At 38.4% G+C, this 13363-nt stretch carries 8 protein-coding genes; 5 read left to right on the top strand and 3 right to left on the bottom strand.

The window, feature by feature from the left end; translation table 11 throughout:
• Positions 1–9: 9 nt before the first annotated feature.
• Entirely contained in the window at positions 10–915 is a 906-nt protein-coding gene (gene hcaR / locus AC1M83_RS03825) for a DNA-binding transcriptional regulator HcaR (RefSeq protein WP_481590069.1), read from the bottom strand.
• Positions 916–1595: 680 nt separating this feature from the next.
• Here hcaR and AC1M83_RS03820 point away from each other — a divergent pair.
• On the top strand, positions 1596–2717 hold the full coding sequence (locus tag AC1M83_RS03820) for an MBL fold metallo-hydrolase (protein WP_180028632.1): 1122 nt from the start codon (positions 1596–1598) through the stop codon (positions 2715–2717).
• A 46-nt stretch (positions 2718–2763) separates the two neighbouring features.
• On the opposite strand, the gene AC1M83_RS03815 is transcribed toward AC1M83_RS03820, so the two are convergent.
• Positions 2764–4284: a catalase gene (locus tag AC1M83_RS03815; RefSeq protein ID WP_035264193.1), complete on the bottom strand. Its 1521-nt coding sequence runs from the start codon at positions 4282–4284 to the stop codon at positions 2764–2766.
• A gap of 426 nt (positions 4285–4710) precedes the next feature.
• Positions 4711–6948 (bottom strand): fatty acid desaturase, encoded by a 2238-nt coding sequence (locus tag AC1M83_RS03810; protein ID WP_481590068.1) that lies wholly within the window; start codon positions 6946–6948, stop codon positions 4711–4713.
• A 108-nt stretch (positions 6949–7056) separates the two neighbouring features.
• Here AC1M83_RS03810 and AC1M83_RS03805 point away from each other — a divergent pair, with 108 nt between their 5' ends.
• The 4 genes from AC1M83_RS03805 (at position 7057) to AC1M83_RS03790 (ending at position 13167) form a co-directional block, all read left to right on the top strand.
• On the top strand, positions 7057–8076 hold the full coding sequence (locus tag AC1M83_RS03805) for an AraC family transcriptional regulator (RefSeq protein WP_081403219.1): 1020 nt from the start codon (positions 7057–7059) through the stop codon (positions 8074–8076).
• Positions 8077–8227: 151 nt separating this feature from the next.
• Complete coding sequence (locus tag AC1M83_RS03800; protein ID WP_180028634.1) at positions 8228–9877, top strand: acyl-CoA dehydrogenase family protein; 1650 nt, start codon at positions 8228–8230, stop codon at positions 9875–9877.
• 207 nt (positions 9878–10084) lie between these two features.
• Positions 10085–11257, top strand: a complete 1173-nt coding sequence (locus tag AC1M83_RS03795; RefSeq protein WP_051586497.1) for an efflux RND transporter periplasmic adaptor subunit — start codon at positions 10085–10087, stop codon at positions 11255–11257.
• Positions 11254–13167: an ABC transporter permease gene (locus AC1M83_RS03790; protein ID WP_481590067.1), complete on the top strand. Its 1914-nt coding sequence runs from the start codon at positions 11254–11256 to the stop codon at positions 13165–13167. The genes AC1M83_RS03795 and AC1M83_RS03790 overlap by 4 nt, the downstream gene beginning before the upstream one ends.
• Positions 13168–13363 lie beyond the last annotated feature (196 nt).

The following is a 13363-nucleotide window of genomic DNA, read 5'->3' as shown; positions in this document are numbered from 1 at the left end:
GTTTTTTATTCACGTTGAACTTTGATTAAAGTCTAAATAAAAGACTTTTGAAAGTAACTCCATAAATTTTTGCACAGCAATACCAGTGGCATTCTTGCGATAACTTACAAAGAGATCAAGCGAAGGTAGCTCTACATCGAGTGGACGAGTCACACTATTTTCCAAGAGAAGTGGCATAATATAGCCAGGAAGAATCGTACACCCTAAGCCAATACCAATAGAGTTAATGTTAAACAAGATATTGTCAGCTTTTTGAACAATTTTAAAAGAAACGCCATTTTGTTCAGCAAAGCCTAGAATGGTGTCATGTAGGGTTTTAGATTGTTCATCTGAAGGGATCACAAAATCAATGCCATCAAGCGCTTTTACAGGAATACGTTCGTACTTTGCCAAAGGGTGGTCTTTAGGCAGAATAAAAACTAAAGGTTCACGCAGTACAAAGCGACTCTCGATCTCTTCAGAATCTAAACGTTGACGAGTAAAAGTAATGTCCAATTCGCCTTTCTTTATGCCTTTGAATTGCTCAATATTATTTAAGCTTTGTAATTCAATTTTTAATTCGGGATTTTGAACACGTAAGTTAGGTAATACATAAGGAAAGATTTTCATTTCTGCAACTGGCACAAAACCAATGCGTAGCATTTTTTGTTTTGCTTTAGACACTTGGCGCGCCATATTAATTGCTTTTTCTGCTTGAGCAATGGTGAGTCTCGCCTGTTCCAGAAACACAGCGCCTTCTTCGGTCAATTCAACTTTTCGTTTGGTACGATTTAGTAAACGCACACCAACATCGTCTTCTAAATCTTTGATTTGTTGGCTGAGTGAAGGCTGTGCTGTGTAGAGCTTAAGTGCAGCTTTGCTAAAATTAAGCTCTTCTGCAACTGTAATAAAATAGCGCAAATGCCGTAATTCCATATAGCCTTCCAGAGAATAATCTAAAAAATGTCTTAATGTTGCTAAAGATGAGTATAAGTGAAATTGATCAATAAGTAGATGTATTTTGGTATTTAGTTAGTGAATGAAGCATTTTTTTGTATTTTAAAATTTACATGCATTTAATTTCTTACTTAGATAGAAATTCTACATTTCAAGATCGAACTCTCATCGCGAATGAGTGACTGATTTGTATAGGTTTAGAAAAGATTGTATCTATTAAAGTTGAAACCAATTGTTTCGGCTTTAAGTCTATGAAAAATAATAATGTAGAGAAAAGTACGTTGAAGCTTTGTGAGATCAGTTGTTCAGCGTTAAGTCACATCCTAAACAAAATTTAACTTCCTCTATTTAAGATTTCTGTGGGTGATTAAAAAAAATCAAAAAACAGAAAAAAACAACAAAATCATAAACAAAAAGAAAGTCTGAGTTGTATATGATGAATAATAGAGGGATGATTGGTGTTCTATTTCACAATTTATTGATGAAATTATAACCACTTCATGGGAATTGAGATTGATGTTGTCTTAAATGAAACACGAACAGTGTATCTTTTAAAAACATAATTTAAAAATGCGAATAGATGATGAACATAATCTATTTATATAACTGAATAATCAACTATTTCAAAATCGCTTCGGTTTAAGGTGCTTACATTTATTATGTCTAATTTGACTGATATTCCAACGACGACTTCGAGTAATCCAGAGTCTACACTTGTTGTTGGACGGAAGCCGCAAGATTCTAATCTGCACTATCAACTAAAGACTGAAGATTGTATTCGGCATGTGTGGTTTAAACCAAAACTTAAATTGGTTTCACTGGATCACCATAATGGGCGAAGATTCGTTAATCAGGAACCACGTCCTGCACAGCTCAACCAATGGAATTTATATAAATGGTTGATGGCTCGTAAAAGCTTTACCTGGCAAGGTGATTTCGCGAAAGAGCAACAGGACTTTATTCAAACCAAACGTGCTAAGCCTGAGGCTCGTCCGCATGCAGATTTAGAAGATTGGCAAGTATGGTTTGTTGGTCATGCTACGGTTTTAATTCAAATTGGTCCATATAACTTCTTAACCGACCCTGTATGGGCGGATTATGTAAGCCCAAAGCACGGGAGTGGACCGAAACGTGTTATCCCTGCAGGGATTGCACTTGAAGATTTACCACAGATTCACGCAGTATTACTCAGTCATAATCACTATGATCATATGGATTTAGCGAGTTTGAATTGGCTACATCAAAAATTTGCTATGCCGATCTATACAGGTCTAGGAAATGCAGCCTATTTGCCGAAAGCATTTCATGTGATTGAGATGGATTGGTGGCAGTCTGCCTTATTCAAAGATTTTAAAATTGTCTACACGCCTGCCCAACATGGTTCTGGTCGAGGGCTTCGTGATCAAAACCTTGCATTATGGGGTGGTTTTTCAATTTTATCTGAGCATGGTCATTGTTACTTTGCTGGTGATACAGGCTATGCACAACATTTTAAAGAGATTCACCAGCGCTTAGGTGCACCAAGGATTGCTTTACTGCCAATCGGTGCATATGAACCAAGAGTATTGATGCAATATCTACATATGAATCCTGCTGATGCATTCCAAGCACATAAAGATTTACACGCAAAACGTTCACTAGCGATTCACTATCGTACTTTTCAGTTAACAGATGAAGATCGGAATCAACCTGAGTTGGATCTGCACCAAGCGATGAAAAATGCATCTAAATTTATCAGTCCGTTTTATTGTATTCGGGAAGGTAAAAAACTAATTGTTTGAATAAAAAAAACCGCTGATAACAGCGGTTTTTTTATGGAGATATTAATTAAAGTAAGCCTGGATTTCCTTGTGCTGGGTCAGTTGCACGTGCAGCCTGTGCATCAGCTACGGTCATGCCTAATGCTTTTGCAACACCCTCGCCATATGCTGGGTCACAAGCATAGCAGTTACGAATATGACGATACTTAATGAAATCTAATGCATCGCCCATTGCTGCGGCTGTATTGTCAAATAAAGCCTGTTTTTGCTGATCATTCATGAGATTGAATAATGCGCGTGGTTGACTGAAATAGTCATTGTCATCTTCGCGGTAATCCCAGAAATCTGCCGCACCAGAAATTTTTAATGGTGGCTCTTTATATTGTGGCTGTTCCTGCCATTGGCTGAAACTATTTGGTTCATAGTGTGGCAAAGCACCATAGTTACCATCAGTACGACCTTGACCATCGCGACGGTTTGAGTGAACAGGGCAACGTGGTGCATTCACTGGAATTTGATAATGGTTAACACCAACACGGTAGCGTGCAGCATCTGCATAGTTGAACAGACGTGCTTGAAGCATACGGTCAGGTGAGAAGCTGATGCCTGGCACTAAGTTACTTGGGGCAAAGGCAGCTTGTTCTACGTCTTGGAAGTAGTTTTCAGGGTTACGATTAAGTTCGAATTCACCGACTTCGATCAAAGGATAGTCCCCTTTAGGCCATACTTTGGTTAAGTCAAATGGGTGATATGGAACTTTCTCTGCATCTAGCTCAGGCATGATTTGGACGTACATTTTCCATTTCGGGAAATCACCACGTTCAATCGCATCAAATAAGTCAGTTTGAGAACTTTCGCGATCTTTCGCAATAATCGCTTCAGCTTCTGCATCAGTTAAATTCTTAATGCCTTGTTGCGTGCGCATATGGAATTTAACCCAGAAGCGTTCGTTGTTGGCATTGATAAAACTGAAGGTATGGCTACCAAAACCATGCATGTGACGGTAACCATCTGGGATACCGCGGTCTGACATGACAATCGTCACTTGATGTAATGCTTCTGGAAGTAAAGTCCAGAAATCCCAGTTGTTGGTTGCACTACGTTTGTTGGTTTTAGGATCGCGTTTTACTGCTTTGTTTAAGTCAGGGAACTTACGCGCATCACGTAAGAAGAAAACTGGAGTGTTATTACCTACTAAATCCCAGTTACCTTCTTCAGTGTAAAATTTCATTGCGAAACCGCGGATATCACGTTCAGCATCTGCTGCACCACGTTCGCCAGCAACTGTAGAGAAGCGCACAAAAATATCGGTTTTTTTACCGATTTCAGAGAATAATTTAGCGCGAGTATATTGCGTAATATCATGGGTAACAGTGAAGGTACCAAATGCCCCAGAACCTTTCGCGTGCATACGACGCTCAGGAATCACTTCACGAACGAAGTTACCTAGTTTTTCATTCAGCCATAAATCTTGTGCAAGTAAAGGACCACGTGCACCTGCTGTCATACTGTTTTGGTTGTCTACTACAGGAGCACCAGCATCAGTTGTTAAGTGGGTGACAGGACATTTTTTTGAGTCATCGCTCATATTCATTCTCCATTTATAATATATGTCTTTCTTGATGGTTGGCTGAGCATTCACTTTTATAAGATCTAGCGCTTCCAATACCAGAGACATGAACCGTTTTGTTCGATCATTCTAAAGCAACATTGTGACAAGAATGTGTGTTTTATTGAGTTTACAAATTCATCATAAATCATGATGCGTTCAATTGGAGAGTTTAATTTGTAAATAAAATTCCAATTACCCTCATATAAATTAAGGGTTTATTTGAATATTCACCAATAGAATATTTGGTTCAGGTTAAAAGGATTTAACGATGATTTACAGTAAGGTTTTGGTTGTGCAATTCTTGGATATGAATCATAAGTTTGGTTGTTTAAGTGTTTGAATCTTACTGTCATGAAGCATTGCATGATTACTTCATGACGGCGATTAACTTAAGAATCTTTGTTAAACATCAAGCACAATGATTGGTGAGCGAGCCACAGTGTTGCATAGCGTAATGCGATGTTGAATAGTGGATGAATCAACTTCTAACTGAGTTTGACCTTCCAATTTAGTGCATACACAGGCTTTGCATAAACCTTGTTGACAACCGCTTGGCAGTTTTAAACCAGCTTGACGCGCGGCTTCAAGTAACGTGACATTCCCTTCAATGTCGATACTTGTATTACTTTTTTTGAAAATTACTCGACGTGTAACACCATCAGACTCAAAACTGAGAGGAGCAGGTTTAAAATTTTCTGTGTGAAATGCTGCTGCTTTAACGCCTGCTTGAATAAGTTGTTGGCGAGCAGAATCGATTAATGCTTGAGGGGCGCAGGCATATACGTGTTGGCATTTAAAATCTCGAATATAAGGTTGGAAAATTTCAAGACTAAAACGTCCTTGTCGTAAATCAGATGCCGACTCGTTCTGAACTTTGGAGCAGATGAAGTGAACATTCAAATTCGAATGCCCCGAGATTTGACGAATCTCATTTTCAAACAAAATAGAATTTTCATCGTGGTTAAAGTAAAACAAATGAGCTTCAGCTTTACTTTCGATACGCTGATATTTTCTTAACATACTTAAAATTGGTGTAATACCGACTCCTGCTGCGATAAAGATTAACTTCCGCGGAAGGGTGTCTAAAACAAAATCAGGTGTAGATTGTGGTGGACTTACAATCGTCACCTTTGTATTTACAGGAACATGATCATGAATATAGTGAGAAACAATGCCAGCAGGTGTACGTTTCACTGCAATTTCAAAATAGCCATCTGCGGTTTGGCTTTCATGCAATAAGCTGTATTGACGAATATAAGTTTGCCCATTTATTTCAAAGCTTAATGAAATAAATGCACCTGCCTGCCATTTTAAATGTTCCCAGCCTTGAGGCTTGCTCATTTTAAGTGTTTTGACTTGACCATTAAGCTGTATTTCGACTTGTACAACTTTTGCCGACGCATTATAGAACTGTGGCTTGTGTAAATATGTCATGGTTGAGGGTGGCTGATATTGAATTCCTCGTTTGATACGTTTTAATAATTCTTTTGGTCGAATGAGTAATTTGAAAGGGTTATTTTTTTCTTGATTACCAAAAGGTAGAGTTCTTTTAATGAGGCTGAGCGGTATCGCTGGAATCAGCTTTTCCATGGGTGAATTGTGATAAGGCAATTGATATTTTTCACAAATACTACGTACTACAGCTTTGATTTGTCTTTGACGATTACATGCTAAATCTGGAAATAAATGATGTTCAAGATGTGTATCTAATCCGCCATAAAAGATTTCGAATGGAGGTGGATTTGAATACGGGACCTCTTCATCAAGGATCTTTTTGAGAAACTGATCCAGCGGTGCATATGGGATAAAATTGGTGGTACTTTTAATCTGTCGTATGAAATATTCTTCTTGCGTCTCATCAGGTCCAGGATCTGAATAAAGCTCCAAATTTTCAGCGTGATGTTCTAAGAAGAGGATATGAAGTAAAAAACCATAGCCTATCGTTGTTGTAAGATAATTTCCGATAAAAACAGGTAATTTTTTTGACCATTTTGCAGCGACAGGTGCTTCAATAAACTGTTTTTGAGCATGAGCTTTTATGAGACGAAGTGATTGAGTAAAGGTTTCTTTGGAAAGGATCTTTCGACCTTCTGTACGTGCTGCTGATGTGGCTGTATAGAGTGTGAAATAGTAGGATGGAGTGATCATCAGCGCACTGTAAATCAGCAATTGAACACTGTGATGCCCGTACCAGCTTTGACCTGCCAAGCTTCTTAAAAAGGAATACCCTAAATCATGATCTTTGCCAACGATGTTGGTAAATGGATGATGATTTTGATGATGCATGACGCGCCATTCACGAGGATCAGTCACAAAGTCCCATACCCAGCGTTCTGAATGAAACTCGGTTGCTTGGGGGAGGTGATCATAACTTCCGTGCATGATGTTATGACCGAGCTCTGAAAATTCGAGTAGGGTGTGTAAACAACCCAGAATAATGCCCCGTCCCCAAGATTCTAAACTTATACATTCACGAATAAGTTGCTCACTGCGTAATTTTATAGCCTTTGAATATGCAGCAACATTTCGAATATGATCAATATCTTGGTCGTTCATCTCGGCTTTGGTTTTTTGATATAACGCCGTGAGTTCATTGACCAGGCTTTGCTGTTCCTCAACAAGATTGGCATACATGTTCATAAAAAATTCCATTTTCTTTTATTTATGAATATAAGAGATTGAATTCACTTGTAGAATGATAATTAAACAGTTAAATTTGACATTAGATGACAAATAAAAACGCGAATAATGATGCTTAATTCATGGAAGTTTTTAAGGGAAGCGAATACAGCTCGGGTACTATGTCATGTTGCAGAAAGCTACGGTATTACTTTTGAGCAATGCCTAGAAAATACACAACTGACGAAACAAGATCTTTATCAAGAAAATTTTGAAATCCAAGAGCGAAATGAATTACAGATCATCAGAAATATTCTGAATCTAATCTCTGATGAACATCCCATTGCGCTCGAAGCTGGGCTTCGACATCACACCACCACATTAGGGGCTTGGGGATTTGCAATTTTAAGTAGTGCCAATGTCAGAGAAGCGTTGCTGATCGCGATACGATATCTGAAATTAGGCGCAATTTTTTCTGATGTGGCTTTGCAAGAAGATGGTGAATTTACACATTTAAATTTATTTCATCATGACCTAAGTGCTGATATGCAATTATTTATTTTAGAAAGAGATATTGCGACCATCATCACACTTCAAAATGACATTCTTGGTGCTCAATTACCATTTCAGATAGATTTAGCGATGACCAAGCCTTGCTATGCAAATCAGATAGAAGAATTAACTGGTTATCCTATTTTTTATGAGAAACCACAAAGTCGAATCACGATTCAATCTGAATTGTTGCTTACCCCATTGCGTCAAGCTGATGACTTCACTTTTATCCGTTACCAAAAAGAGTGTGAGCATGTATTTCGACGCCGAAAAAGCTTAGGGGACTATAGTAAAAAAATACGCGAGTTTTTATTAAAGAATGCATCACAAATGCCGACGATTGAAGATATATCCAAAGCTTTAGCTGTCAATGTTCGTACCATTCAGCGCAATTTAGCCAATGAAGGGATTACGTTTCACCAATTGGTTAAAAATTTACGTGAGGATTTGGCAGATGATTTATTGCTGGGTACTGATCTCACAATAGATCAAATTTCTGAACGGTTGGGTTATGCAGAAGTATCTGTTTTTTCTAGAGCATTCAAGCGCTGTAAGGGTATGCCACCAGCAAAATATAGAAAGATGATGCAACAATAGCAGAACACAATACTGAGATCATATTAAGACGTTAATAAAAATTTAATGACAATTTAGGTCATCATTTGCACTAGATAATCTACTTTCAAAAGCTATACTCGATAATATAAATAATGAAGTTATAGATAAAAATTCCAAAGAGGGTGCGTTTATGTCGGCATGGATGACACATCAAATACATAATCAATTTGATGAGCTTCAAGATTACAATCTATATACAACAGATCCAATCTTACAAGAAATCTTACAGCGTTATGGCAGTAGAAACTCAGTCCATTTAAGTGAGTTTGGCGCAGTCGTAGGTTGTGAAAGCTTTTATCACCATGCTGATCTTGCCAATAAACATCCTCCTATTTTACATAGTTTTGATGCTCGAGGCAGGCGGGCAGATTTTGTTGAATTTCATCCTTCATGGCACAAATGGATGGCATTAAATCGTAAATATGCGGTTCATGCACATCCTTTTCTAAATTTTACTCAAGAATCTGGTTGGGTGGATTGGGCAGCAAAATTCTTCCTCAGTGGTCAAGTGGAGTGTGGAAACTTATGTCCAAATTCAATGACCTTGGGCAGCATTCCATTGATTCAAAAAGAACCTGAGCTGTGGAAAAAGCTAGGAGATAAACTTTTATCCACTGAATATGATGAACGTGATTTACCAATTGCTCAGAAAAAATCGATTTGGATTGGAATGGGCATGACTGAAAAGCAGGGTGGTTCTGATGTGCGTGCTAATGAAACGACAGCTGTTCCAGTTGGGCAGTCTGGAAGAGGACAAGCTTATTTACTAACTGGGCATAAATGGTTTTTTTCAGCACCTATGTGCGATGCACATTTGGTTGTTGCTAAAACTGAGCATGATGGCTTGGCATGTTTCTTTGTTCCGCGATGGTTGGAAGATGGCACAAAAAATGCGATTCATATTCAACGACTCAAAGAGAAGGTTGGAAATCGCAGCAACTCCAGCTCTGAGGTCGAATTTAAAGAGGCTTGGGGCATTATGATGGGGGAGGCTGGACGCGGCATTCCAACGATTATTGAAATGGCAAACTATACCCGATTAACGTGTGCGGTAGGTTCAAGTGGCATTATGCGTCAGGCCCTAGTACAAAGCATTGCCTATACACGTCAACGTCAAGCATTTGGTAAGAGACTCATTGAGCAACCATTAATGCGGTCGGTGCTCACAGATCTTGCTTTAGAGACTGAAGCGGCAATGCAGTTGAGTTTCCATTTGGCTCATTGTTATGAACATGACAGTGAACTTTGTTTGGCATGGAAACGTATCATGACACCAGCAGCAAAATTTTGGGTTTGTAAAAGAGCAGTAGAAATGACTGGTGAAATGATGGAAGTCTTTGGTGGCAATGGCTACGTTGAACATGGCATCATGGCTCGTCTCTTTAAAGAAGCACCTGTGAACACCATTTGGGAAGGGTCAGGTAATGTCATGTGTCTCGATGTGCTTCGTGCTATTTCACGTGATCCTGAATCAATCGAGCATTTATTTAAAGATTTAGCATCTACTGCAAGTCACGACAAAATACTTAATGAAGAGTTGCAGGGACTGTTTAGATTATTTCATCAGGAACCTGATGATTTACAATTTATGGGGAGAAGCTTAGTCAGTCGTTTGGTTGTGCTCTCTCAAGCAGTATTGCTGAAACGTTATGCGCCAGATTTTATTGCCAATGCTTTTATTGCGACGCGTTATCAAAAATTTCATGGTCAAGTGGTGGGAATGCTTGATCCTAAACAAGTAGATGTGACCTCAATTTTAAATCGAGCATTTGCCGCTTAATTATTTTCCAAAACCCTTTTCTGATAGACAGCCAACACATAAATGCGGTTGGCTGTTATCGATACATAAAAATAAATAAGTACGACAGTGTGAAAAAATAGAATTCACTAGAATCGTGTCATTAAAAATTTTTAAATTTTGATCATATTAAAGTGAATAAAACATGTTGATCAAAAGTTATCTCCTCAATAAAGATTATTCGTCATTATGCACATGCAAAAAAAATCAAAAAAATTAAAGTATTTTTTGGTCTTAGTGGTATTGGTTGTTTTAGCGCTTTCTGTTTATTTCTATATTCAGGCACAAAAAAAACAGCCAGAACCGCAGACCGTTCAAGTCACTCAAGGTGATCTAACGCAGATTGTTAAAGCCACAGGTGAAATTTATGCATCCGATATTGTCTCCGTGGGTGCGCAAGTCTCAGGTCAAATTCAAAAGCTGTATATCAAGTTAGGACAGGATGTAAAAAAAGGCGAATTAATCGCTGAAATTGACTCGACAACACAGTTGGACAAGCTCAATACCAGTAAAGCCGAACTTGAAGCTGCGAAGGCAGACTTGGCAGCGAAACGTGTCGCTTTACAAACTTTAAAACAAAACTATCAGCGTAAATTAACTTTATACAAAGCTGAAGCAGGCTCTCGTGAAGAGCTCGAACAGGCGAATAATCAGCTTAAACAAGCGATTGCAGATGTTGAGTCAAATGAATATCGGTTGAAACAATTACAGATTAATGTGAATACAGCACAAACTGAATTGGGCTACACTCAGATTCGCTCCCCACTGACGGGTACCGTGGTTTCCATGCCTGTTGAAGCTGGTCAAACCATTAACTTTGCACAAACGACACCTTTGATCGCGACGATTGCCAACTTGAATAAGATGGAAATTCGAATGCAGGTCGCAGAAGGTGACTACACTAAATTAAAAGAAAACATGCCAGTTAAATTTAGCACTTTGGCAGACCCCAATGTGAAATTAGATGGTGTGCTTCAAAGTATTGATCCTGCTTTAACGACCCTGACCAAAGGAACTTACGACGACAAAAATGAAAATGCGAATGCAGCAGTGTTCTACTATGCAAGAATGTTGGTGGACAACCCTGAGCGTAAACTCAGTATCGGTATGACAACTCAAAATGACATTATTGTAAATCAAAAAAAGAATGTGCTAAAAATTCCGAAAACAACGGTGATTGGATATGGATCAGATGCCATGGTTTACCTCTATCAACCTGATGCGAAACCTCAACCAAGAAAAGTTGTGACTGGAATTTCTGACTCAAATGATATTGAAATCAAGTCTGGTTTAAAGTTGGGTGAAAAAATTTTGGCAGAGGCACCTGACGATAGTGCGAATACATCAGGCGATACTCAATGAGTTTGATTGAATTAAAAAAAATAAATAAATTTGTAGGTCCAGATAATAATCAGCAACACATCCTAAAAGATGTCAGTCTCAGTATTGAACAGGGTGAGTTTATTTCGATTATTGGGCAATCAGGTTCAGGTAAGTCTAGTTTAATGAATTTACTTGGATGTTTGGATCAAGCCTCTTCAGGACAGTTTCTGTTTCGTGGACAAGATATTTCCTTATTGAGTAATGATGAGCTTTCATCGTTACGTTTAAAAAGTTTTGGGTTTGTGTTCCAACGCTATAATTTATTGAATGCTTTATCTGCGTTAGAGAATGTCGCCTTGCCCGCGATTTATTCAAATTTGAATGCAGAAAACCGTGCAGATCGGGCACTGCAACTTTTAGCTCAGCTCGGCTTAGCTGATAAGAGTGACAATAAACCCAATGAAATGTCGGGTGGACAGCAGCAACGAGTCAGTATTGCCCGTGCGCTTATGAATGGTGGTGAGGTTATTTTAGCCGATGAACCCACAGGCGCTTTGGATTCTGAAAGTGGTGAAATGGTCTTGCAAATTTTGGAAGATCTATACCGTCAAGGGCATACGATTATTTTAGTCACTCATGATAAAAGTATTGCAGAACGTGCAGATCGTGTGATTGAAATTAAAGATGGACGCATTCTTTCGGATACGCAGCGTCAATCTTTAGGGCAAGTTTCTCCATCAAAAGTTTTTCATGCGGACACGAAATTCAGCTTTGTTTCCCAAGTGTATGAAGCGATGAAAATGTCTATGCACTCAATTTTCGCCAATCGTTTAAGGTCATTTTTGACCATGCTAGGGATTATTATTGGCATTTGTTCAGTCACCATTGTCATTGCGATTGGTAATGGCGCAAAAGAAAAGTTTTTGAATGATTGGGGGGGATTGAAAACAGCAACACTTGAGATTTATCCTGGTGGAACAGCTTTAGCTGCATCTGCCAGCCGTTTAAATATGGACGATTTAAATGCACTCAATGAGATGAAAGAAATTATCCATGTTTCTCCACATGTCAGTTTAAGTGGGAACATGATTTATCAAAATCGTAATATTGATGTGAGTGCAACAGGTGCAGATGGTTTTTATTTAAAAATTAGAAACATGAAAGTTCAACATGGTCGCTTTTTTACACAGAGCGATGTTGAACAGCGTTCCCAAATCGTAGTGATTGATAAGCAAGCTGCTGAAAAGTTATTTGGACAGCAAAAATTAGCTTTAGGTAAAACAGTGTTATTTAATAAGCGTTCTTATGAAGTTGTTGGAATCGCTGAACCTCAATATAGCTCAGGTTCTTCACAAATTTGGATGCCTTATAATGTATTGATGTCACAAATTTCAAGTAGTGATAATGTCAATCTGCTGACTGCGGTACTACATCAAAATACTGACTCAGTGAAAGCCGAAAAGAAAGTGAGGCAACTATTGATTGCTCGTCATGGTGTGGAGGATTTTGATATATATAACAGCGATGAGTCTATGAAGTCCTTTGAAAAATATTTAGGAACGATGACTTTCTTTATTTCTGCAGTAGCCTTTATTTCATTGGTCGTAGGTGGCGTTGGTGTGATGAATATCATGCTCGTTTCTGTGACCGAGCGAATTAAGGAAATTGGCTTACGAATAGCAGTTGGTGCTCGCCAAAGTGATGTGCAGGCTCAGTTTTTGATTGAATCTGCAGTTTTATGTTTAATTGGTGGCGTAATTGGTGTTGCGATCGCCTTGATCGCCAGTTTTATTTTTAATGCGATTAGCTCGGATTATAAGATGGTATTTTCATGGTCAGTTGCTATTATCGCACTGCTATTTTCAACGCTGGTTGGTTTGATCTTTGGTTATATGCCCGCTAAACGTGCTGCAAACTTAAAACCAATTGAAGCCTTAGCCCATGAATAAGAAAAAATTAGAGATGGCTGTTCAGTGAGTATTGTCTGTATTAACAGGTATTCAAAGTTCAAGATACTAAAGTTAACATTTTTTATCGTGGAATTTATTGTTGCAAATCAGTCTAATATTTTAACTGCAAATTCAATTTTTTTACTTACTAAACCGTAAGTACTTCTCATCCTTCTTCTGCCTCAATAAGCTTTTA

The organism is Acinetobacter sp. 25-47-130, assembly GCF_056779705.1.
This window is presented reverse-complemented; position numbering and strand designations above follow the sequence as displayed.